The organism is Streptomyces sp. NPDC058371, assembly GCF_042723265.1.
Classification (GTDB): domain Bacteria; phylum Actinomycetota; class Actinomycetes; order Streptomycetales; family Streptomycetaceae; genus Streptomyces.
Genome location: NZ_JBHXJC010000009.1, coordinates 198,565 through 219,107, shown reverse-complemented (window position 1 = coordinate 219,107; position 20,543 = coordinate 198,565). Strand labels below are relative to the sequence as shown.

The 20,543-nt window shown below is 68.6% G+C and carries 23 protein-coding genes and 2 tRNA genes; 5 read left to right on the top strand and 20 right to left on the bottom strand.

Annotated features, from left to right (window positions below; all coding sequences use genetic code 11):
• Window positions 1-96: 96 nt before the first annotated feature.
• From ACFWM2_RS25690 to ACFWM2_RS25680, 3 genes are all read right to left on the bottom strand, one after another.
• Window positions 97-702 (bottom strand): ATP-dependent Clp protease proteolytic subunit, encoded by a 606-nt coding sequence (locus ACFWM2_RS25690; RefSeq protein WP_189838477.1) that lies wholly within the window; start codon window positions 700-702, stop codon window positions 97-99.
• 430 nt (window positions 703-1,132) lie between these two features.
• Window positions 1,133-2,533 (bottom strand): trigger factor, encoded by a 1,401-nt coding sequence (gene tig, locus ACFWM2_RS25685; RefSeq protein WP_383284296.1) that lies wholly within the window; start codon window positions 2,531-2,533, stop codon window positions 1,133-1,135.
• 312 nt (window positions 2,534-2,845) lie between these two features.
• Window positions 2,846-2,922 (bottom strand) — tRNA-Pro (locus ACFWM2_RS25680).
• A 163-nt stretch (window positions 2,923-3,085) separates the two neighbouring features.
• Here ACFWM2_RS25680 and ACFWM2_RS25675 point away from each other — a divergent pair.
• Window positions 3,086-3,159: transfer RNA gene (locus ACFWM2_RS25675), tRNA-Gly, on the top strand.
• Between the two features lie 66 nt (window positions 3,160-3,225).
• Here the strand turns inward: ACFWM2_RS25675 and ACFWM2_RS25670 are convergent.
• The 11 genes from ACFWM2_RS25670 to ACFWM2_RS25620 all read right to left on the bottom strand — a co-directional run bounded on the left by ACFWM2_RS25670 (window position 3,226) and on the right by ACFWM2_RS25620 (window position 9,704).
• The gene (locus tag ACFWM2_RS25670; protein WP_383284293.1) at window positions 3,226-4,395 is read right to left on the bottom strand and encodes a tyrosine-type recombinase/integrase; all 1,170 of its coding nucleotides are present in this window, start codon (window positions 4,393-4,395) and stop codon (window positions 3,226-3,228) included.
• Window positions 4,395-4,589, bottom strand: coding sequence for an excisionase family DNA-binding protein (locus tag ACFWM2_RS25665; RefSeq protein WP_383284290.1), 195 nt, complete (start codon window positions 4,587-4,589; stop codon window positions 4,395-4,397). Before ACFWM2_RS25665 ends, ACFWM2_RS25670 begins: the two co-directional genes overlap by 1 nt.
• A gap of 14 nt (window positions 4,590-4,603) precedes the next feature.
• Window positions 4,604-5,986, bottom strand: coding sequence for a replication initiator protein RepSA (gene repSA, locus ACFWM2_RS25660; protein ID WP_383284287.1), 1,383 nt, complete (start codon window positions 5,984-5,986; stop codon window positions 4,604-4,606).
• Window positions 5,979-6,137, bottom strand: coding sequence for a hypothetical protein (locus tag ACFWM2_RS25655; RefSeq protein ID WP_383284284.1), 159 nt, complete (start codon window positions 6,135-6,137; stop codon window positions 5,979-5,981). Before ACFWM2_RS25655 ends, repSA begins: the two co-directional genes overlap by 8 nt.
• A gap of 115 nt (window positions 6,138-6,252) precedes the next feature.
• Window positions 6,253-6,591: a SpdD-like protein gene (locus tag ACFWM2_RS25650; protein WP_383284282.1), complete on the bottom strand. Its 339-nt coding sequence runs from the start codon at window positions 6,589-6,591 to the stop codon at window positions 6,253-6,255.
• 24 nt (window positions 6,592-6,615) lie between these two features.
• The gene (locus ACFWM2_RS25645) at window positions 6,616-6,771 is read right to left on the bottom strand and encodes a hypothetical protein (protein ID WP_383284279.1); all 156 of its coding nucleotides are present in this window, start codon (window positions 6,769-6,771) and stop codon (window positions 6,616-6,618) included.
• A gap of 22 nt (window positions 6,772-6,793) precedes the next feature.
• Window positions 6,794-6,985 (bottom strand): mobile element transfer protein, encoded by a 192-nt coding sequence (locus ACFWM2_RS25640; protein WP_383284277.1) that lies wholly within the window; start codon window positions 6,983-6,985, stop codon window positions 6,794-6,796.
• A gap of 20 nt (window positions 6,986-7,005) precedes the next feature.
• Window positions 7,006-7,674 carry a DUF2637 domain-containing protein gene (locus ACFWM2_RS25635; protein ID WP_383284275.1) on the bottom strand — a complete coding sequence of 223 codons (669 nt, stop codon included), beginning with the start codon at window positions 7,672-7,674 and terminating at the stop codon, window positions 7,006-7,008.
• Window positions 7,675-7,748: 74 nt separating this feature from the next.
• Window positions 7,749-7,922, bottom strand: a complete 174-nt coding sequence (locus ACFWM2_RS25630; RefSeq protein ID WP_383284272.1) for a hypothetical protein — start codon at window positions 7,920-7,922, stop codon at window positions 7,749-7,751.
• An 85-nt stretch (window positions 7,923-8,007) separates the two neighbouring features.
• A complete protein-coding gene (locus ACFWM2_RS25625; RefSeq protein ID WP_383284270.1) occupies window positions 8,008-9,345 on the bottom strand; it encodes an FtsK/SpoIIIE domain-containing protein in 1,338 nt (445 codons plus the stop codon).
• A 2-nt stretch (window positions 9,346-9,347) separates the two neighbouring features.
• Window positions 9,348-9,704 carry a hypothetical protein gene (locus ACFWM2_RS25620; RefSeq protein WP_383284268.1) on the bottom strand — a complete coding sequence of 119 codons (357 nt, stop codon included), beginning with the start codon at window positions 9,702-9,704 and terminating at the stop codon, window positions 9,348-9,350.
• Between the two features lie 337 nt (window positions 9,705-10,041).
• Between ACFWM2_RS25620 and ACFWM2_RS25615 the strand changes: the two genes are divergently transcribed.
• Window positions 10,042-11,172, top strand: a complete 1,131-nt coding sequence (locus ACFWM2_RS25615) for an XRE family transcriptional regulator (RefSeq protein ID WP_383284265.1) — start codon at window positions 10,042-10,044, stop codon at window positions 11,170-11,172.
• Here ACFWM2_RS25615 and ACFWM2_RS25610 read toward each other — a convergent pair.
• Both ACFWM2_RS25610 and ACFWM2_RS25605 read right to left on the bottom strand, forming a co-directional pair.
• Window positions 11,156-11,950, bottom strand: coding sequence for an NUDIX domain-containing protein (locus tag ACFWM2_RS25610; protein WP_383284262.1), 795 nt, complete (start codon window positions 11,948-11,950; stop codon window positions 11,156-11,158). The two genes, ACFWM2_RS25615 and ACFWM2_RS25610, sit on opposite strands and share 17 nt — an antisense overlap.
• A 758-nt stretch (window positions 11,951-12,708) precedes the next feature.
• A complete protein-coding gene (locus ACFWM2_RS25605; RefSeq protein ID WP_383284259.1) occupies window positions 12,709-13,221 on the bottom strand; it encodes an HNH endonuclease in 513 nt (170 codons plus the stop codon).
• A 315-nt stretch (window positions 13,222-13,536) separates the two neighbouring features.
• Between ACFWM2_RS25605 and ACFWM2_RS25600 the strand changes: the two genes are divergently transcribed.
• On the top strand, window positions 13,537-13,701 hold the full coding sequence (locus ACFWM2_RS25600) for a hypothetical protein (RefSeq protein WP_383284256.1): 165 nt from the start codon (window positions 13,537-13,539) through the stop codon (window positions 13,699-13,701).
• A gap of 378 nt (window positions 13,702-14,079) precedes the next feature.
• Here the strand turns inward: ACFWM2_RS25600 and ACFWM2_RS25595 are convergent, their stop codons facing one another.
• Window positions 14,080-14,274, bottom strand: a complete 195-nt coding sequence (locus ACFWM2_RS25595) for a hypothetical protein (RefSeq protein ID WP_016435177.1) — start codon at window positions 14,272-14,274, stop codon at window positions 14,080-14,082.
• Window positions 14,275-14,891: 617 nt separating this feature from the next.
• Here ACFWM2_RS25595 and ACFWM2_RS25590 point away from each other — a divergent pair.
• A complete protein-coding gene (locus ACFWM2_RS25590) occupies window positions 14,892-16,136 on the top strand; it encodes an acyltransferase family protein (protein WP_383284252.1) in 1,245 nt (414 codons plus the stop codon).
• Between the two features lie 35 nt (window positions 16,137-16,171).
• Here the strand turns inward: ACFWM2_RS25590 and ACFWM2_RS25585 are convergent, their stop codons facing one another.
• The gene (locus tag ACFWM2_RS25585; RefSeq protein ID WP_383284249.1) at window positions 16,172-16,627 is read right to left on the bottom strand and encodes an HD domain-containing protein; all 456 of its coding nucleotides are present in this window, start codon (window positions 16,625-16,627) and stop codon (window positions 16,172-16,174) included.
• Window positions 16,624-19,086, bottom strand: coding sequence for an FtsX-like permease family protein (locus ACFWM2_RS25580; protein WP_383284246.1), 2,463 nt, complete (start codon window positions 19,084-19,086; stop codon window positions 16,624-16,626). Before ACFWM2_RS25580 ends, ACFWM2_RS25585 begins: the two co-directional genes overlap by 4 nt.
• An 89-nt stretch (window positions 19,087-19,175) precedes the next feature.
• On the opposite strand from ACFWM2_RS25580, the gene ACFWM2_RS25575 reads away from it, so the two are divergent.
• Window positions 19,176-19,463 (top strand): hypothetical protein, encoded by a 288-nt coding sequence (locus ACFWM2_RS25575; protein ID WP_383284243.1) that lies wholly within the window; start codon window positions 19,176-19,178, stop codon window positions 19,461-19,463.
• On the opposite strand, the gene ACFWM2_RS25570 is transcribed toward ACFWM2_RS25575, so the two are convergent.
• Window positions 19,442-20,263 (bottom strand): ABC transporter ATP-binding protein, encoded by an 822-nt coding sequence (locus tag ACFWM2_RS25570; RefSeq protein ID WP_383284240.1) that lies wholly within the window; start codon window positions 20,261-20,263, stop codon window positions 19,442-19,444. The genes ACFWM2_RS25575 and ACFWM2_RS25570 overlap by 22 nt on opposite strands.
• Window positions 20,264-20,543 lie beyond the last annotated feature (280 nt).

Below are 20,543 nucleotides of genomic sequence, written 5' to 3'. Positions count from 1 at the left end.
AAGGGGCTGAGGCGGTCGCTGGGGGGCTTGTGGGGCCTACGTGCCGCGTACGTCGGCTCTGCACCGCGTACGTCGGCACGCACCGGCGGGAGCCGGTTATGCCGCCCCGGTGCCGCCACCGCCCGGCATGCCGGCCGCGGTGGGCATGATGTCGTCGATCAGGCCGTACTCCTTGGCCTCGATCGGGTCGAACCAGCGGTCGCGGTCGGAGTCGCGGGTGATCTGCTCCACGGTCTGGCCGGTGTGGAAGGAGGTCAGCTCCGCCATCCGCTTCTTCGTGTGCAACAGCCGCTCGGCGTGGATCTTGATGTCCGACGCGGAGCCCGCGAGACCCGCGGAGGGCTGGTGGATCAGGATCTCCGCGTTCGGCAGCGCGAAACGCTTGCCGGGGGTGCCCGCGCTGAGCAGGAACTGGCCCATCGAGGCCGCCATGCCCATGGCGATCGTCACCACGTCGTTCTTGATGTACTGCATGGTGTCGTAGATCGCCATGCCCGCGGTGATCGATCCGCCGGGGCTGTTGATGTAGAGGTAGATGTCCTTCTCCGGATCGGAGGCAAGGAGCAGCAGCTGCGCTGTGATCTTGTTGGCGATGTCATCGTCGACCGCCTGGCCGAGGAAGATGATCCGCTCGCCGAGCAGTCGGTTGTAGACCTGGTCGCCGAGGCCACCACCGATGGGGTCGCCGGCAGCTGTGGGCATCAGATTCGTCACGTATCCACCTGCTCGTCTTACGACGGCGCCGGGCCGTCTCACGTCTTCTGCTCAGGCTTGGGGCCCTACCCGCACCGCCCCGGGGCGGCTTCGGGGACTCCCCTGCCCTCGTATTCATGGACCCTAACGCGCGGGTCCCTCCGGGGAATCCCGCAGAGGGAACTGTTCGCTGTGAGCGCATGCGCTGCGGGTGCGCTGCGCTGGCTTGAGCAGGGGTTCAGCGGGCCCCGCCAGGGGCGGGGAACTGCGCGACCCTGGCCCACGACAGGCCGCACGCGCCGATGCACCGCGCGACAGACGCGCCTGCGGCCGGGTGGGGGCCGAGCGCGCAGTTCCCCGCGCCCCTAAAGACGACGGGCCCCCGGGGGCAAGAAGTCCCCGGGGGCCCGTCGCCGCGTACAGCGCACAAGCGAGGCGGTCAGGCCTCGGGCTTGTCCTCGGTGTCGGCGGACTCGGTGGAGGCCTCGACGGACTCGGTGGAGGCCTCGACGGTCTCGGCCGCCTCGTCCTCGTCGTCCAGGTCCACGACCTCGCCGTTGCTGTCCTTGACCGTGGCGGCCTCGACGACGACCGCGAGGGCCTTGCCGCGGGCGACCTCGCCGACCAGCATCGGGACCTGGCCGCCCTCGACGACGGCCTGGGCGAACTGGTCGGGGGACATGCCGGAGGAGGCAGCGCGCCGCATGAGGTGCTCGGTGAGCTCCTCCTGGTTGACGTTCAGCTTCTCCTTGTTGACGAGCTCGTCAAGAATGAACTGCGTCTTGATGCCCTTGACCGCGGCTTCCTTGGTCTCGGCGTCGAACTCCTCCTCGGTCTTGCCCTGGATCTCCAGGTACTTCGCGAGGTCGATGCCCATCTGGCCGAGCTGGTGGTGCTCGAGGTTGTGCTTGCGGGTGTTGATCTCGTCCTCGAGCAGCTTCTGCGGGACGGGCACCTCGACCAGGTCCAGCAGCTTCTCCAGGACGCGCTCCTGGGCCTGCGTGGCCTGGTCGTACTGCTTCATGTTCTCGAGCCGCTTGCGGCTGTCGGCCTTGAGCTCGTCGAGGGTGTCGAACTCGGACGCGAGCTGCGCGAAGTCGTCGTCCAGCTCGGGCAGTTCGCGCGCGGCGACCTGGGTGACCTTGACGGTGACCTCGGCCTCCTTGCCGGTCGCCGAGCCGCCCTTGAGCTCGGAGGCGAAGGTGGCCTCGCCACCGGCCTCCAGGCCCTTCACGGCCTCGTCGATGCCGTCGAGCAGCTCGCCGGAGCCGATGGTGTAGGAGACGCCGGACGCGACGCCGTCCTCCAGGACCTCGCCGTCGACCTTGGCCTCCAGGTCGAGGGTGACCACGTCGCCGTCCTCGGCGGCGCGCTCGACCGGGGAGGTCGAGGCGAAGCGCTCGCGCAGTTCGGTGACGGCCTTCTCGATGTCCTCGTCGCTGACCTCGACGGCGTCGACCTCGACCTCGATGCCGGAGTAGTCCGGGATCTCGATGGCGGGACGGACGTCGACCTCGGCGGTGAAGTTCAGCGTCTCGCCGTCCTTCAGCTCGGTGATGTCGACCTCGGGCTGGCCGAGGACGTTCAGCTCAGCCTCGTTGACCGCTTCGGTGTAGAACTTCGGGAGCGCGTCATTGACGGCCTCTTCGAGCACGGCACCGCGACCGAACCGCTGGTCGATGACGCGCGCCGGGATCTTGCCCTTCCGGAACCCCTTCACCGTGACCTGCTGGTTGATCTTCTTGTACGCCGCGTCGAGGCTGTCCTTGAGCTCCTCGAAGGGCACCTCGACAGTGAGCCGAACCCGAGTCGGGTTCAGGGTCTCCACGGCGCTCTTCACGGTTCGGTCTCCTTGATGGCTGACTTCTTGGGGGGTTCTGCTGCGTGCACCCTGCCGGTCCGGCAGAGCCTCCGCGGATTCGCGGCCCTTGAGAGATGTAACTGTGCAGACATACGGGCACGCAGTTTGCATAGTAACCGCAGGCGGTACACGCCCCAAAAGGTGATCTAGGGATCCCGGCAATCCACCGCCCGATCCATGCGGGATCGGGCCGACCCCGGCGTGCCCGCGGTCCAGGTGACGGTCCCGGCGAGGGTTACCGGCGGTCCCGGTGGAGTACTGGAGGTTCTGGTGGAGTACTGGCGGTTCTGGTGGTCGGGGTGGCGGGATTTGAACCCACGGCCTTCCGCTCCCAAAGCGGACGCGCTACCAAGCTGCGCCACACCCCGTCGGTGCGACACGTAGGGTACATGCCCGCAGGCAGTGCGGCTGCCGCATTTCACGGGCGTTCCCGGAGCGGCTTCCCGAAGCGCGCAACCGGTGTGCGACGAGGGGGTACGACCCGCTACGATGCCTCCTGTGCCGCGGTCACTGACCTGCGGCGCGAGCTGTGCGGGCGTAGCTCAATGGTAGAGCACTAGTCTTCCAAACTAGCTACGCGGGTTCGATTCCCGTCGCCCGCTCCATATGACGTAGGGCCAGGTCAGAGAATCAATCCTCTGCCTGGCCCTTGTCGTTGCCGGGGGCTCCGTTCAGTCCGCCGTGTCCCCCGCGTGCCCCTTCGGCTTTCGATCTTGCTTCTTCTTGGCCTTCCGGGACTTCTTCCGGCTCTTGTCGACAAGACCGCTCACGGCATCGGCAATCAGTCGGTCACGGTCGGCGCTCGCGTGCTGATAGATCAGCGCAGCACGGGCGGTGCTGTGGCCCATGCGGGACATCAGCTCTCGCGTGCTCGCCCCAGTCGACGCGGCCAGGGTGTTGCCCGTATGCCGAAGATCATGGAAGTGCAGTCCCTTGATCTCCGCGTCCGCGCACGCCTTGCGCCACAGCCGGTTGAAGTGGTTCCGGCGCGGGGTCGCACCCTTGGCCCCGACGAAGACCCGGCCATCGGCCCCATGCTCCGCGTACCGCTCCAAGTGATCACGGATGTCCGCGACGATCACTGCCGGAATGGCCACCGTGCGCTTGCCGGCTGCGCTCTTGGGCGCCTTGATCTCGCGCTGCCCGTTGAAGAGTTCGGCGACGGCACGGCGAACACGCACGGCGCCGGCGTCCAGGTCGACATCCCGGCGGTGCAGACCGATCAGTTCACCCCAGCGCAGGCCGAGGAGGCCGGCCATCAGCACGAGCGCCCGGTACCGGGGCTGAATCGCGTCGGCCAGGTTGTAGACCTCCTGCACCGTGGCGGTCGGTCGTTCCGGGGTGTGCACGGTGCTCGCACCCTTGATCGTGCACGGGTTGCGCCGGATCATCTGGTCCGCAACGGCCGTTCCCATGATCGCGCGCAGCAGGGCGTACGCCTTGGCCACCGTGGTCGGACCGGTGCCGGCGGCGAGTTTCTCGGCTCGCCAACGCCGCACGAACGGGGGCGAGATGTCCGCGACATTGAGCGCCCCGAAGGTCGGTTCGAGGTGATGCCGCAGGAGCGAGCGGTAGAGCTGTCGGGTGGTGGTGGTCAGTTCGCGTTCCGTGATCCAGGCAGCGGCATACGGGCCGAAGGCCACCTTTCCGGCATCCGGATCGTGCCAGTCACCACGGCGTAGCTCGGACTGTTTGTCGGCCAGCCAGTCATCCGCGTCCCGTTTCGTGCGGAAGGTCTCGGGTGCCGGGCGGAGCTGCCCGTCAGGACCTGCGTAGCGGGCCTGATAGCGGCCGGACGGGAGCTTGCGGACGCGGCCGAACTGTCGACGCTTGCCCGCCATCAGGCCACCGCCCGCAGCGTCGAGACGGAACGGCGAGGCGCCACGGTGTTGCTCGCGATCAGTGCCCGCACGACGCTTTCACGGATGCGGACGTGCCGCCCGAGCTTCACGTACTCGATGCGCCGTTCCTCGATCAGCCGTCGAGGGAAACGCACCGTCGTTCCCAGCAGTTCGGCAACTTCTTCCACGTCCATCAGTCGATCCATCTTCAGCCCTCCCCCTGGGTGTCGAGGTCTTGCAGGGCTTCTCGTGCTGTCTCACGGTTCAGTTGGAGGTCTCGGGCGATGGATGCGGCGAGGGCGGATTCGCCGGGTGTGTGGCCGTGGCCGGCGTACTGCCAGGAGGCGAGGACGAGGACGGTGTTCGGCTCGGTGTCGTCGAGGCCTCGGGCTTGGTCCTCTTGGGCGGCGCGGTAGTCGGCGCGGATCTGGCGGAGGGTGCCGAGGGTGGTGGAGTAGCGGCGGGACTTGGAGGAGAAGTGGCCGCGGAAGCCGAGCATGTGGGCCCAGGCGCGTAGGCGACGCTCCGGGTAGAGGGGTTCGAGGTCGAAGCAGGCATCGATGAGGCGGCGGGCGTGGTCGGGGACGCCGAGGCGTACGGGTGCTTCGCGGTTGCCGATGGGCCGGTCGAGGGTGCCGGTCGTTTCGGCGGCTTTGGTGGCGTACTTGGCGACGTAGGAGGCCACGGCCTGCTCGGTGACGTCCGTACCGTCTCCGAAGGACTTCACGGGGCGGATGTCGAGCTGAGTGCCCCACTGGAAGGTGCGGGGCGGCTCATCGCCAGCGGCGGGCACGGAGACCGAGGCGTAGCGGTGTACGGCGGCGGCGCGGATCGCGTGGGTGAGGAGTTCGACGCTCGCCCAGGGCGGCGGGGGGTCTTCGGGTCCGTCGGGTCCGTCGAGGCGCATCACGGCGTGGAAGTGGACGGCGCCGCGCTTTTGGAATTCGGCGACCTTGCCGTACGACAGGCGTGCGGTGTCGGCGAGTTCGCGTTGGGTCAGGCCGGCTCGTGCGGCGATTTCTCGGCGCAGTCGTTTGATGAAGCGGTGCCACAGGTCGCCGGCGTGGTTGTTGAAGAGGACCGCGCCCGCGTAGTCGTAGGTCGTCGGATCGAGGGCTGTACCGAGTGCCGGATCTTCGGAGGTGTGCTGGGCGCCGCAGCGGCAGCGGCCGTGTGTGGGCCGGTTGTGGACGGGGCCGAAGGTGGGGGCGGTGAAGGTGGCGAAGACGCGGGGGTGTTCGCGGACGGTGGCGGGGATGTCGTGGCGATCGTCGCCGGCCAGGCCCGCGCGGATGAGGTGGTAGGTGTCGCCGGCGTACATCCAGGCGCAGGCCGGGCAGCGAGAGGCACGGCGGTTACCGCAGGCGATGCGCAGCCGGCCACCGGGCTCGTTCTCGGTGCTGTAGCGGTGCAGGGTCTCGCCGGTCGTCTTGTCTTTGGTGAGCGACCAACCCGTGATGTGGATCGGGTCGGCACAGCCACCGGTGCGGCGGATCTGGTCTTGCCAACGATCGAAGTCATTGGCGCCGGCCACCCTCAGCATGTCGGCGAGGGTGACCGGGTCGAGGCCCGCGGGGGTGGGATCAGACACGAGCCACCTCCCGCCGACGAACCGGAATGGTGCCGATGCCGTGGCAGGCCGGGCAGGCGACCTGGATGGTCTCCCGGGAGCCGTCGCGGTGACGGACGCCGGTGGTGATCGCGGCGGCGGCCTGGCCGTCGCAGTGGGAGCAAATAGGCATGTTCAGGACGCGCTGAGGCATGATGGTGCTTCCCTTTCGGGTCCGTTGGATCTGGAAGGTGGGAAGGCGCCCGGAGCGGCGGAAGTTTGGCGACCGAGGCCGCTCCGGGGGCCGGTTAGCGTCGCTTCGCGTCGGTGGTGATCAGGGAGCGGATGACCAAGGCGCAGATGGCGAGCGAGGCGCCGGTGATGGCGACGGCGAGCAGCATGGAGACGAGGACCGCTCCGACGACCAGAACCACGGCGACACCCGCACCGGCCACAGCCACGACAGCGCCCGGGGTGAGCTGGGTGGTCGATCGAGGCGGCGCCGGGGCAACGGGAGCCGGTGCGTGGTGCTGGCAGCCGCAGGGAGTCACCGGAGCGGGGTGGTGCTGCTCAATGGCGGTCGGCGTGATGACGGGCACGATCTGGCCGGTCGGGATCGGGTTGACCGGGATGCGGGGCTGGAACACGGTTGATCTCCCTTCTGGACGGGGTTACTTGGTGGCGGTGTCGATGGCGGGGGCAAGGAAGCTGTCGGCGAGGAGGTAGCCGCCGATCAGCAGGACCAGGACCAGCCAGAGCGGCGGGCGGACGAGCTTGATGCCGACGAGACCGACGCAGGCGATGAAGAACCAGAGCGGCACGGACATGAGCTGATCTCCTTTCTTCGGGTCAGCGGACGCGGCAGCGGTGGCCCTGGGCGGCGATCATGGCGGGACTGGCGTCGTCGTACTCGACGGACCAGCCGCAGTCCTCCGCGGCGCAGGCGGCTACGTACTTGATCTCTCCGCGGCGTCCGTGGGCGGTGCCGACGGTGACCTGACCAACGCGGCGCAGTTCGCGGAAGATCTGGTAGAGGCCCATGGGTGGAACTCCCTTCGGAATCAGTTGAGTTGAGCGGCGATCGCATCCGCCATCGGGGCGGGGACGCCGAGGCGGGCGCGCAGGGTGTCGGTGTCGATCCGGCTGCCAGTGCGGGCGCGGTGGTCGTCGGCGAGCTTGCGAGCGTGGGCGACCAGGGCTGCCGGTACCGACGGAGCCGGATCAGGTTCGGCGGCGGGTAGGGCCGGCGCTTCCTGCACAGCGGTCAGCGGTGCGGTCTGCGGCCGAGCATCAGCGGCAGGCTCGCGTTCGACTTCAGGCACGGGGATGGAGGCGCTGGACGCCGGCGGAGCTGGTGCCGGATCCTCTCCGGAGTGCGAATGAGCGAGAAGGGTGCCGCCGAGGAAGGCCAGCGCGGGCCATCCGGCGATGCCGAAGCGCAGCCAGGCCGGAGGGTGGGCGAGGTCGAGGAACCCGGCCGTTGCGACGTTGGCTCCGAGCGAGGCAACCAGGGCGATCAGGAACCAGCACCAGGCCAGTCGGGACGGCCCGCCACTACGCAGCCGACGCCAGGCAGCGACCAGGAGCAGGTCAACGCTGATCGGGTAGGCCCAGGCCTTCCAGCCGGTCTGTCCAGCCGCGTCGGCGAGCTCGTGCAGGTGGGCGAAGGACAGAGCGCCGGCGATCACGGCTTGTACGAGTACGGCGTCCGGTCGGATCGAGCGGGGCATGTCTTCACCTCCTTCGAGGGGTTGGACCAGGGCAGGGCGGGGATCAAGTCCGGCCGCCCGGCCCCGGGTGGGGTTCAGTCGGTGGCTTCGCCGGTTCCGAAGCAGGCAAGGCAGATGCCGGACTGCTGTCCGACAACGCGTTGCTTGCGGCCGACACGGACCGTGCGGGGGGTCTCTCCGGTGCCGTTGCACGGCTCGCACTTCCGCAGCTCCGGAGCCTTGCGAGCGGGGCTCTTGCGTCCGGCCATGAGGTGATCTCCTTCCGGCTTCAGGCATGGAGCGGGTAGGGACCTGGCGCGAGACGGTCACGCCAACCGGTGAAGCAGGGAGAGATCAGGCAGCTTCAGCCACTGCCGGCGCCTCAACGGCCGCGAGATCCAGCACGGGCCTGAAGCGCGCCAACTCCGGCAGGTCCGGCACCAGATGGGCGTACCGGTTGCAGGCGGACACGGCTTGGCGCATCGACGTGTGCGGAGTACGGATGCGCGTCCACTCACCGGTGGAGTAGCCGACGACGGCCATTCCTCGGCGGTCGTTGGGAATCTGCGTGGCGGCGAACACAGCGTGCGGAGAGATGTCCCCAAAGGCCATCTTCGCGGTCGACTCGTCGTTGACGCGGTGCACGATCCGGCCGGTGAGCTGGGCACGCAGCATGGTGATGCCGTCGCCGAGTTCGGAGCCGAAGCGCTGCCCGTAGATGTCCAGGAAGACGCCGGCGGCGCGGCCCAGTTGAGCGAGCCGGATCAGGGCAGTGATGATCCGGTCCCGGCGCGGATCGTTCCTCTTGGCACTCATGGCGAGTTCGGCGATCTCGTCGATCGTGACCACGATCGGCACCGGGCGCAGCGCTTCGGGCAGGTCCCAGATGTTCGCGGCGATCTCCGCATCCGGGGTGTCGGCACTGATCCGCTGTTCGTGGCGGATCACGTCGTAGGTGCCCTCCATGCGGACCACCAGCGCTTCGAGCAGATCGGCCGCGTCGTTGGGATTGTCGACCAGGGCGGAGAAGCGTCGGGCGAACGGGTCGAGTTCGATCGTCTTGCAGTCGATGCCGACCAGGGCGACCGGCTGAGCGGCGAGTTCTTTGATCACAGTTCGCTGGAAGACAGACTTACCGGACTGCGTGGCGCCGACCGTCACCGAGTGCGGCACCTCCCGGTAGTCCCGGTAGTGGACCGAACCGTCCTCCACCAGCGCAACCGGGATCTTCAGCAGACCACGGTCGGTCTTGACGGGCATCTGCACGTGCTTGAGCACGTCATAGCCGGTCAGGGTGATTTCGACTACGCCCGGCTTCACTTCCCGGGAGGTGACCTGGTGGACGCCGAAGGAGTGGCGCAGCCTGTCGCCGGCAGCGGAGAACTCGAACGCGTCCTGCCCGGGGCGCATCTTGATCCGCAGTCGAACGCCGGTCCGGGTCGGCCTCAGCCACAGCAACCGAGGAATGCGCTGCTGCGGAGCCGGCCTCTTGGACCAGCGGGCCAGCGCCAGCCGGAGGCGCGAGGCAGGGACGGTGAGGTGACAGGCATCCATCACGGCCGCGTAGCGGAAGCGGATCCGCAGTGCGGCGAACAGGATGCCGAAGACCAGCCAGTACCAGGCCGGGCGGCGCCACTTCAGCAGCAACGCCGACCCAACCACGACCGCGATGGCGATCAGTAACCAGCTCATCGTTAGGCCGCCTTGGGCTTCGAGGCGCCGGCGGCGAGCGAGGTCACGGCGACCGCGCGGAAGCTGATGCCGTGGCGCTTCTGGCCGTTGAACTCGTTCTCCCACGGCCGGGCGACCAGTCCAGTCAGTGCGACCGGGGTGCCCATGGCCAGCTCACCGGAGATGTCCGGCTCGGCCACGGTGATGCTCACGACCTCGGCGTTGCCGTTCATCACGAACAGCACGTCCACCGTGACGAGCGTGTGCCCGGTGTCCTGGTCGGTGGCGATCACGCCGTTTCGCTTGTCGCGCATCTTGACCTGCGGGGGCTGGGCGACCATCAGGGTCGCACCGTTCGTGTCGACGGGGATCTGACGCATTATGGAACTCCCTTTTCCGAGGGGCGGGAGCGGCGGACTACTTGGCGGTGGGTCGCCGCTCCTGCGTGTTGTTGGTCTTGGTCCGCAAACAGCCACGGACACTCGCGTTCCCAACTGGTGCGCACCAATAGATTCCATCTGGTGCGCACCAGATGTCAAGCCCTGTCGCGATCCGGCTTTCTCAACTCGCCTTCCTGCGACACTTCTAGGCAACCGCGTTCGCCAACGACCCGGTAGCCAACAGGGGTTAACGCGGTTTGGGTTAACCCCTGACGACCTGCGCAGATGTGCGGCATGCTGCTGTTACGGCTCAGGACTCACATGCAGGGCGGTGCACGTGACGAACGGACTCCGGGCAGCGAGAAGCGCGCGCGAGTGGTCTCAAGAACGGCTGATCCGAGAGATCGAGCGGTACGCGCGACAGCACTTGCTCACGATCGCGTCCACAGCCAGCCTGCGCGTCTACGTCTCGGAGTGGGAGAACGATCGGCGTCCGATCACGGAGCGCTACGCAAAGATCCTCCGGGCATTGCTCGGCATCACCGACGACGAGCTGAACGGCAAGCACACCGCGCCAGAGATCCCGGAAGCTGACGGATATGACGACCTGGTAAGCCGTATCGACGCAGCCCGCAGCGTCAGTCTCACCATGGTGAAGACCTTCATGGACCAGACCGAGCTACTACGGACCGTAGATCGTCAGATGGGTGCAGCCAGTCTCGTTGACCAGATGAGCGGCCATCTCTCGACGCTCGAAGAAGCGTTGACCTTCGCCGTGCTCCCCGACACGCGTCGACCCGTCGCGCAGGCACTCGCCGGCGCAGCGACACTCGCCGCATGGCAGGCCCTCGATGTCGGAGCCGTCGAACGAGCCTGGCGGCACTACGAGTTGGGCAAGCACGCTGCCAAGGAAGCGGAAGCTCCGATGTACCTTGCGCACGCCACAGCCGAGCAGGCGTACGTACTCTGCGACGCGGGTCGACCAGCCGTAGCGGTCGAATTGATCAGGGATGCCCAACGCGCCGGCGGAAGGGCGATGTCTCCCCGACTGCGGGCATGGCTGTACGCAGCCGAGGCCGAGATATGCGCCAAGGCCAACATGCCCGACGACTGCCGGCGAGCACTGGACAAGGCGACCCAGTGTCTGCCGTCAGGCCAAGATGCCCGCGACCCAGACATGTTGAGCATCTTCCTGAACGAAGGCCATCTGAGCCGATGGCGGGGCAACGCCCTCGCGCTGCTTGGAGATGATGACGCGGTAGACAACCTGTACGTAGCTCTTGAGGCTGTAGACCCCACATTCATCCGGGCAACGTCCGGACTGCGGTGCGATCTCGCGCAGGCGCATCTGGCGCGTGGCGAGTATGACCAGGCAACCGATCACCTTCGGCAAGCGCGTCTTCTCGCGAACCGGACCGGATCTGTTCGCCACCGCCGCCGAATAGAACAGCTCACGCAGCGGTTGTAGGGGACTTCCCGCCGGTCCGCGATGCAAGCACGTGCAGAAGCGCGACGAGGGTTCCCGAGCCCATCAGGTCCCCGCTTGCCATGAGCCCAGGAATGTCGGCGAGCGGCACCCAGGCGACCCGGCCAGCCTCTTCGAGGTCCGTTGGCTCCCCGATGTGCTTGGCACCACGGCCCACGTAGATCTCATGCGGCGAATCGACCATGCCGACCATGGGCTGATAGGTGATCATGTGCTTCAGACCATCCGGGCGCCAACCGGTCTCTTCCTCGACCTCACGGGCAGCAGCCGCAGCGGGATCCTCCCCGTCATCGACGATGCCACCGGGCAACTCCCAGCCGAACGTGTCGGGCACGAAGCGGTAGCGCCAAAGCATCAGTACTCGGTCCTGATCATCGAGAACCGCAGCGATCGCGACATGGTGCAGCCGCACCACGTGATGTTCGAACCGCTCCATGCCGGGCGGCTCAACATCAACGAGACCGAGCTTCACCCACCGGTTGTCATAGACGGTGCGTTCTCCATGGATCCGCCATGGCTCCAAGTCCCTCGGTGTCTCAACGGAGACGGCATGCTCGGGAACGCGGTACGAGCTTCGCCCGTGTACTTCCACGATGCCTTCGAGCGCGAGACGCCCCAAGACGACGCGCAGTTGAGTGCGCCCGATGTCGAGGTCTTCGATCAGCGTGCGCTCTGAAGGGAGCTTGGAGCCTGGCGGGTACTTGCCCGCGGAGATCCATTCGCGAATCGTGCGGTCAACCCGCGCCGACTTCGTTTCCATCCCTTGAGCACACTCCCCGATGTCATCACCTGGCCCGCACCAGCGTAGCCGCGGAGCCTGCCACTCGACAGAGCCGATCTCCGAAGGACGCGGCCAAACTTTCCCTACATCATCAAGGCTCGCTGCGCTCGCGGCCGCATCAGCAGCCGCGAGCGCCAACCACTCCTGCCCCGGGATGATCAGTCCGAGTGACGCGGAAGATCCCACCGCGTACCGCTGCCGCGATCCGACCTCTGGGAGGGGAAAGCCCAAGCACCCGTTGCCACGCAAGCGCACGGGGAACTCACCCAGCACCACCAGACCCGCACCGCCTAACGAAGTGAGGTCGATCAAAGGACCGAGGGCCGCGCACAGCGCGGGGGGCGCCGGCCGGCCCGGCGCCCCCTGCCTCAATGTCTGCGCCACCGGCTGGGCGCGCCGGCCCGTCCGTCGCCCCCGGCAGCGGCCAAAACCCAGCACGGGGCCATGGGGAGCAAAGCGATTGCCGCACAGCAGGTCACAGACGCTTTGTCTTACCGAAAGAGGCCGGATCGCGGCAGCGGTACGCGGCGGACTCTCCCGCTCCCATGGCCGTTGCCCCGTGGCTGGGGCGGTCGGCTCCACGGCTTTAGGCAGCCACCATGGGGCGAGCCTCGAAGATCATGGCCCCAACGTCGTGCTTTAACGGGCAGGTCCACAGACTGCCCGACTCGCCGGAAGCTTACGGGGCCATGATCACTCGCCCCATGGCAGCTCCCGCCCAAAGCCGCTCCACCGACCTAGTCGTCGCCCTCTACGGGTTCAGCCTTCACCCAGCGGCTAACGAAGTCTCGTCCAGCGGGAGTTACGACAAAGTCTTGATGGGCAGGGATCCCCGCGATCTCGATCCGCGCGCCACCCTGCGCCACGGCCAACAGCCCATCCTTGATCAGATACATCAGTTGGATGTCCCAGCCGCCAGGCAGCCTGATCTGCGCAGCCTGGGGCGACTCCACCAAGAGGTCAAGAATGCGCCTCTCCATCTCTCCGTATCGACCAGAGATGACCGAGAGGTTGGCCTTGTACGTCTTCATGGAAAGCCGGTCGATATCACCGTTGTCGTACCTCGTGTGACAGGTCGGGCACAACGCAATGAGATTCTCAAACGTGTGCTCTTGGACCTTGGACCACGGGTCGATGTGCGCGAGCTCTACCGGGACGGTGCGGCACGTCGGGATGGCACACCGATGACCGGCCTCCACCAACACTCGACGTTCCAGCGGCCGCGGGATTGCCGGTCTTCCTTCTGGCATATAGGCAGGATACGGACCTCAACCCCGGGGCGCTGCACTTTCGACCCTCGATCAATCTCAGGGCCGGTCTCCTGCCTCTATCACGCATCGCCTCAAGCAGGCAGTGATCTCGACCACATTAGCGATCATCGGTTCGGTCACGAACATGCGATCGAGTACCCTACGCACTTGAGGGCAGCACAAACCCCGGCGCCATGCCGTGGTGACAGGCGGCCGGGGTTGGGAACTTCTTGGCAGTCGTTCGTCAACGTACAGGGTGTCCATCACCGATGGAACACCAGGGTCGCCTCCTGCCTGAGATATGAGGAGGCTCACATGCCTAAGTTCGTGATCAACAGGAAGTTCAGCAGCTCGTACCGAGAGGTCGAGGCGCAGAAGTTCCAGACCGTCGGCGACTACATCGACTTCGAGGACAGCGAGGGCATCGTGCTCCGCATCCTGGCGAAGGACGTCCACACGATCGAGCGCGACGCCGCCTAATACCAAGCGGGGCGACGCGTCCACTTGTCGCCCCGCCCGGCGTGCCCGTCACGTGCCCGACGAGAGGGCACACCAGAGGCGCCCACGGGGAACGACGGGGAACCAGCGACAAACACGCAGGTTAGCGTTTCACCAGTTCAGCCCCGGTGCGCATACGCGATCTTCCAAACTAGCTACGCGGGTTCGATTCCCGTCGCCCGCTCCATATGACGTAGGGCCAGGCAGAGGTTCGATCCTCCGCCTGGCCCTCGTTCGTTCTCCAGCGGCTTCCTCGGCCCGTCGCGTTCGTAATAGAGGTGAGCGGAGACGGGGCGCGCGAGGTCCCGGGGCAGGGGTGTGTCCCCGGCTCGCCGCGGGGCCGGGGCGTGCCCCTCTCGGTCAGAAGCTGATCGAGTTGATGGTCTCCGCTATCGAGTTGAGGAACCGGTTGATGGACGGAGCCATCCCGGTCGAGGCGAGGAAGAAGCCGAAGAGCACCGCCACGATGGCTGGGCCCGCCTTGATCGATCCCCCTCGGATCAACACCACCAGGATGATCGCCAACAGCAGCACCACTGACAGCGAAATGGCCACAACTGATCACACCCTACGGTCGGTTCCGCTCTCCCGGCCCGGGGGTGCCATCCCCGCGCACACCCCCGCCAGAACCATCGTGCCACCAACAGGCCCGCCGTATGCGGCGGGTGGGGCATCGTTCGGCCAAGGAAACGGGAAGCCGTCGCGTCCGCACCTTCCCCGCGGACCGAACCGCCGGGCCCCGCACAGCAATTCGAGGGTCCCCCCGCACAGGGAATTCAAAGTGATCGTTTCCATGTCCACACATCGTGTTCGCAGGTAATTCGAATTGTTGCCACAGACACCTCGAAGGCGCCCCCGGGCGGGTAACTAAAGACTAATGAACCGGACATTTCACCAGAGTCGCCCGCGACTGGTATGCACCATTTAGTCGGGATGAATACGGACACAACAGCCGGATACTGTATGCCGATCGGGGGTCGGATCTTGGATGGATTCGGATGTTGACTTCGCCAAATCCGGGGTATCCGCAGGCGATAACAGGAATCACACTCAGAGGTTTTACGAAATACCATGGACAACGCTAGGGTGCCTCAGATGTTCCACGCTGCCTCGTCCCCCGCAAGTGCAGCGAGGTCCCGGATCGTCCCGCCCAGTTTTTGGTGGGAGGCTCTGTGACGAACTCGTTGCGTCCGCACGGCCCCGACAGAGCGCCGCTCCCCCCGGCACAGCCGCCGGTGGACGGAGTGCCGAGTCCGCGCTCGCCCCAACCCACCCGGCAGGCCTCCCCGGCCGCCTCCCCCGACACCAAGCCGGCCAAACAGCGCGACGCCTTCTTCGACAACGCCAAGTACCTGGCGATCGTCCTCGTCGCCATGGGTCACGCCTGGGAACCGCTCACCGACCGCAGCCGCGCCGCAGAGGCGCTCTACATGGTCGTCTACACGTTCCACATGCCGGCCTTCATCCTCATCTCCGGCTACTTCTCACGCAGTTTCGACATGCGCCCCGACCGGCTGAAGCGGCTGGTCACCGGGGTCGCCGTGCCGTACGTCCTCTTCGAGGTGGCGTACTCCCTCTTCAAACGGTGGGCCGACCACGATCCCGGCCACCCGATCAGCCTGCTCGACCCCTGGTACCTCACCTGGTTCCTGGTCGCGCTGTTCATCTGGCGGCTGACCACCCCGCTGTGGAAGATCGTGCGCTGGCCGGTGCCGCTCGCGCTCGCCGTCGGCGCGCTGGCCTCCGTCTCCCCCGACATCGGCGACGACCTCGACCTCCAGCGGGTGCTGCAGTTCCTGCCGTTCTTCGTCGTGGGTCTGTGCATGAAGCCCGAGCACTTCCAGCTGCTCCGCCGCCGTGAGGTGCGCATCCTGTCGCTGCCCGTCTTCGCGGGCGCGCTGCTGGTGGCGTACTGGGCCGCGCCGCGGATGTCCTCGGTCTGGTTCTACCACCGGGACAGCGCACAGGAGATGGGCTTCCAGTGGTGGGCCGGCGTCGTGATGACGCTCGCGCTCTTCGGCTGCTCGCTCGTCCTCACCGCCTGCTTCTTCGCCTGGGTGCCGCGCCGGAAGATGTGGTTCACGGTCCTCGGCGCGGGCACGCTGTACGGCTATCTGCTGCACGGCTTCCTCGCCAAGGGCTCCCGTTTCTGGGGCTGGTTCGACCACGGGTGGGTGCACCAGCCGCTCGGTGAGCTCTTGGTGACGCTGTTCGCGGCCACGGTCATCACCGTGCTGTGCACCCCGCCCGTCCAGCGGATGTTCCGTTTCGCCATGGAGCCGAAGATGGAGTGGGCCTTCAAGCGGGATGCCAAGGAGGTCGCGCGCGAGCGCGCCACCGCGGACGTGAAGGCCGACCCCCGGACCATCGAGGACCGGACCGCCGAGACCCGGGTCGGGATCAGGACCTCGGTTTAGAGGGCGGGGATCTCACCTCGCCGGACCGACGCTCGTCACCCGGGCGGCAGGCCGAGAAGCGCGCGCATCGAGGCGTACTTCTTGGCCAGCCGGGCCCGGGTGTGTTCGTCGAGGACCGCGAGCCGGGCCGGGTCGGCGTTGTGCGCCAGGTCCGCCGCCTTCACCAGGAGAGCCCCCGAGGTCGAGCGGATGCGTTCCGCGTACGCCTCCGGGGGCTCGTCCTCGTGTTTGGTGAGGGCGAGGACGATGTCCTTGGTGCGCCGGGTGAGCGCGGCCTCGTGCAGCCACTTCTCGGACAGCGCCTCGTCCTCCACGGCGTCGTGCAGCCAGGCCGCCGCTATCTGCTCGTCGTCGCCACCGCGCTCGCGCACCCCCTCGGCCACGGCCTGGAGGTGCTCGGCGTAGGGCCGCCCCGCCTTGTCGGTCTGCGCGGCGTGCGCCTTGCGGGCGAGGGCTTCGACTTCGGCCAGGGTCAGGAGATTCTGCGTCACCCCTCCAGTGTCTCCCCGCGCAGCGCCGCGCGGGCCGGGACGGTGGCCGCCGTCACACCGAGCACGACGATCGCCGCGACGAACGAGGCGTACAACAGCGGGGGTATGTACGGCGCCTGACCCGTGAGTCCCTTCATCATCGGCACCAGCGTGGCGAGCGCGATGACCGTGCCGAGGACGATGCCCGCGAGGACGACCAGGAGGGCCTCCCAGCGGATCATCCGCAGCACCTGGCGACGGGTGGAGCCGATCAGCCGGAGCGTGCCGAGTTCGCGGCGGCGGTCGAGGACCGTCATCACCAGGGTGTTGGCGGCGGCGACGGCCGCGAAGCCACCGAGGACGGCCGCCATGACGGTGTTCGCCCAGGCGTTGAGCTCGCGGTCGAGGGACTGGGCGGCGGTGTGGTCCCCGGGGTCCAGGACCCGGCCGAGGCCGGACAGGGCGGTGGCCGTGCCGCCCTTCGTCCAGATCTCCGTGTCGAGGGAGCTGGTGACGTGCGTCGCCAAGTCGTCCCGGTTCAGCGTTACTTGGGACAGACCGAGACCGCGGCCGTACGTCGCCACGACCGTCGGCGACGCCCTGGTGCCGTCGGGCAGACGCAGGTGAAGGCGGTCGCCGACCTTCACGTGGGTGCTGTCGGCCAGCGCGCCGTCGAGCGCGACCTGCCCCGGCTTCAGCGTGAGGATGCCGTGCCGGACGTCGAGGTCCTGCACCCGCGCCAGGGAGGCCGCCGAGCCGGTCACGCCCTGGGCCGAGGCCGACTCCAGCGAACCGCTCGCCGGAACGAGGACGGCCGTTCTCAACAGGCCCACGGCAGCGGTGACTCCGGGGGTGCGGGCGGCCCGGTCCACGGCGTCGGGGGCCAGGCCCGGGTCGGAGGTGACGATGTGGTCGGCCACGACGCCGGCCCGCTGCTGCTCCTCGATGGCCCGCTCCTCGCTGGTGTGCATGAAGACGAGGACGGAGGAGAAGGCCATCGCGAGCACGATCGGGGTGATCGCGGAGGCCAGTCGGCGGGCGTTGGTACGGGAGTTGGCGGCCGCCAGCGAGGCGGCGGCACCCGCACCGCGCAGCGGCAGCCCCAGCAGGGCGGCACAGACCCGTGCGACCAACGGGCCGAGCAGGGCCATCGCGAGCATGAAGAGCACGACGATCCCGAGCGCCGCGTTGGCCGCGTCCTCCCCGGTGAGCGAGGCGGCGAGGCCCGCGCAGACGAATCCGCCGGCCGCGGCCGCGAGACCCAGCGGCGTACGGATCCAGCCCGGGCGCAGCCGCTCCACGGATGCCTCGCCGAGCGCCTGGCCCGGCCTGATCCGGGAGGTGCGGTGGGCCGCCATGAAGCCGGCGAACAGCGCGGTGACGAGGACCGCGCCGACGGCCGTGACCAGCGGGATGTACGAGACCGACAGATCGACGGCCTGTGGGATCGCGCCCCTGTCCTGGAGCTGTCCGAACCACCAGCGGGCCAGCGCGAGGCCGGGCAGGCAGCCGACGAGGCCGGCGAGCGGGGCGACGAGCAGGGTCTCGGTGGCGATCGTGCGGCGGATCTGGCGCGGGGTGGTGCCGAGGGCGCGGAGCAGGGCGAACTCACGGGCGCGCTGGCCCACGGAGAGAGCCACGGTGCCAGCCGCGGTGAAGACGGCCACCATGGCGGCGACGCCGCCGAAGGAGGCGCCGAGCCCGACGAGCAGCTCCTTGGCGCCGGCCAGGGAGGCGTCCTCGACGGCGCCGCGGTCGTCGCCGGTGTGCACCTCGGCCGCGTCCCCGAGGGCGTGGGCCACCTGGGACTTGAGGGCGGCGGCGCTCACTCCGGCCCTGGGCAGCACGGCGACCGCGTCGATGCGGCCCGGGTGACCCGAGACGCGTACCGCCTCGGAGTCGGCGAACCAGACGGTCGGGTCACCGGCCGTGCCGGTCACACCGGAGACCCGGAAGTCGCGGGCGCCGTCGGCGGTGGTGAGAGTGACACGGTCACCCACCGCGGTGGCCCTCCCGCCGGGCGCGCCCGCGGCGAGGACGACCTCACCGGCGCCCGGGGCCCGGCCGGAGGTGAGCTTCTCGCCGGTGAAGACGGTGGAGCCCCAGCCGTGTCCGGTGAGGGCGCCGCCCGGGCTGAGCACCGGGAACGTCACGTCGGCCACCGCCGTACGCGCGCCCGGCACCGAACCCGCCTTCGCCACCAGGGAGTTGGCGATCCGTGCCCGGTCAGGGACCGCTACGGCCTCGTCCTCGCGGTTGTCACCGTGCCCGGTGACGAGGTGGGCGCCCTGGTCGGCGGCGACCACGACGGGGGCGCCCGCGTAGCGCTGGGGAGGGACGGAGGCGCGTACCCCCGTCTCCAGGAGGATGCCACAGGCGGACACGATCATCGCGGCCATCGCGAGTGCGATGAACGTCCCCACGAAGGCGGCGGGTTTGAAGCGCACGGCGGCCCGGGCCAGCCCGTTCGGCACGAACATCAGACTGCCGCTCCCGGGCGGCGGACAGGTAGTGCGTGCACGCGGTCAAAAGCGGTCGGTTCGTGCCCGAGGCCGGGGACAGGCAGTGCGTGCCCGCGGTCGGGGACAGGCAGCTCGTGCACGCGGTCGGGGACGGGCAGCTCGTGCCCGTGGCCGAAAGCGGTCGGTTCGTGCCCGTGGACGGGGGCGGTCGGTTCGTGCCCGAGGCCGGGGACAGGCAGTGCCTGCCCGCGGTCGGGGACAGGCAGCTCGTGCACGCGGACGAGAACAGGCAGCTCGTGCCCGCGGCCGAAAGCGGTCGCTTCGTGCCCGCGGACGAGGACAGGCAGTGCGTGCACGCCGACGAGGACGGGCATCAGGCTGCCGCTCCCAGGTAGGTCGGTGCGGCGGTGAGGGCCGTCATCCGGGCCGCGATCCGGTCGGCCGGGGCCCGCTCCAGGCGGTCGACGATCGCGCCGTCGGCGAGGAAGAGGACGCGGTCCGCCCAGGCGGCGGCCGCGGGGTCGTGGGTCACCATGACGACGGTGGAGCCGAGGCCGTCGACCGCCTGGCGCAGCAGGCCGAGGATCTCGGCGGCCGTGGTCGTGTCGAGGGCGCCGGTGGGCTCGTCGGCGAAGACGACGTCGGGGCGGGTGACCAGCGCGCGGGCGATCGCGACGCGCTGCTGCTGGCCGCCCGAGAGCTGTCCCGGCCGGCGGCGGCCCATGTCCTGGAGGCCGACCTGGGCGAGCACCTCGGCGGCGCTGCGGCGGTCGGGGCGGTGTCCGGCCAGGCGCATCGGGAGCACCACGTTCTGTTCGACCGTCAGCGACGGCAGCAGGTTGAACGCCTGGAAGACGAAGCCGAGGCGCGAGCGGCGCAGGGCCGTCAGCTTGTTCTCGCTCAGGCCGGTGATCTCCGTACCGCCCAGCCGTACGGTCCCGGCGCTGGGCCGGTCCAGGCCCGCCGCGCACTGCAGGAAGGTGGACTTACCGGAGCCCGAGGGGCCCATGACGGCGGTGAAGCTGCCGCGGGCGAGGGCGAGGTCGATACCGCGCAGGGCGTGCACGGCGGAGCCACCGCGGCCGTACTGCCGCCGTACGCCGTGCAGTTCGACGGCCCAGTCACCGCCGGGGCCCACGCGGTCACCGTCCGGGCCCGCGCCCGCGTCTTCGTGGCGCTTCTTCCGCAGGCCCATGGTGGGGTCCCGTCCTTCCGTGACGTCCGATCTCGCTGACCTCTCGAACGTACGGAAACGGGGTCTGTCGGGACCATGAGGGCGGCCGCAGACTTGAGGTGGGGAGAACCCCACCCCCGGCGCCCGTGCGGGCACCCGGTCCCCGGCCGCGGCGCAGGTCAGCGGGCGACGGACAACCGGTGACCAGCGACGGGCGACCGGCGACCGGCTACGGTCAGCGCGCGGCGACCGGCGATCAGCGACCGGCTACGGTCAGCGCGCGGCGACCGGCGATCAGCGA

Coding starts and splice junctions, on each gene's coding strand:
- ACFWM2_RS25570 (WP_383284240.1), bottom strand. CDS start 20,263: ATGGGCCTGCGGAAGAAGCGCCACGAAGACGCGGGCGCGGGCCCGGAC.
- ACFWM2_RS25625 (WP_383284270.1), bottom strand. CDS start 9,345: ATGAGCTGGTTACTGATCGCCATCGCGGTCGTGGTTGGGTCGGCGTTG.
- ACFWM2_RS25645 (WP_383284279.1), bottom strand. CDS start 6,771: ATGTCCGTGCCGCTCTGGTTCTTCATCGCCTGCGTCGGTCTCGTCGGC.
- ACFWM2_RS25670 (WP_383284293.1), bottom strand. CDS start 4,395: ATGGCGGGCAAGCGTCGACAGTTCGGCCGCGTCCGCAAGCTCCCGTCC.
- ACFWM2_RS25635 (WP_383284275.1), bottom strand. CDS start 7,674: ATGCCCCGCTCGATCCGACCGGACGCCGTACTCGTACAAGCCGTGATC.
- ACFWM2_RS25630 (WP_383284272.1), bottom strand. CDS start 7,922: ATGGCCGGACGCAAGAGCCCCGCTCGCAAGGCTCCGGAGCTGCGGAAG.
- ACFWM2_RS25640 (WP_383284277.1), bottom strand. CDS start 6,985: ATGGGCCTCTACCAGATCTTCCGCGAACTGCGCCGCGTTGGTCAGGTC.
- ACFWM2_RS25605 (WP_383284259.1), bottom strand. CDS start 13,221: ATGCCAGAAGGAAGACCGGCAATCCCGCGGCCGCTGGAACGTCGAGTG.
- ACFWM2_RS25665 (WP_383284290.1), bottom strand. CDS start 4,589: ATGGACGTGGAAGAAGTTGCCGAACTGCTGGGAACGACGGTGCGTTTC.
- ACFWM2_RS25580 (WP_383284246.1), bottom strand. CDS start 19,086: ATGTTCGTGCCGAACGGGCTGGCCCGGGCCGCCGTGCGCTTCAAACCC.
- ACFWM2_RS25620 (WP_383284268.1), bottom strand. CDS start 9,704: ATGCGTCAGATCCCCGTCGACACGAACGGTGCGACCCTGATGGTCGCC.
- ACFWM2_RS25655 (WP_383284284.1), bottom strand. CDS start 6,137: ATGCCTATTTGCTCCCACTGCGACGGCCAGGCCGCCGCCGCGATCACC.
- ACFWM2_RS25690 (WP_189838477.1), bottom strand. CDS start 702: ATGCCCACAGCTGCCGGCGACCCCATCGGTGGTGGCCTCGGCGACCAG.
- ACFWM2_RS25610 (WP_383284262.1), bottom strand. CDS start 11,950: ATGGAAACGAAGTCGGCGCGGGTTGACCGCACGATTCGCGAATGGATC.
- ACFWM2_RS25600 (WP_383284256.1), top strand. CDS start 13,537: ATGCCTAAGTTCGTGATCAACAGGAAGTTCAGCAGCTCGTACCGAGAG.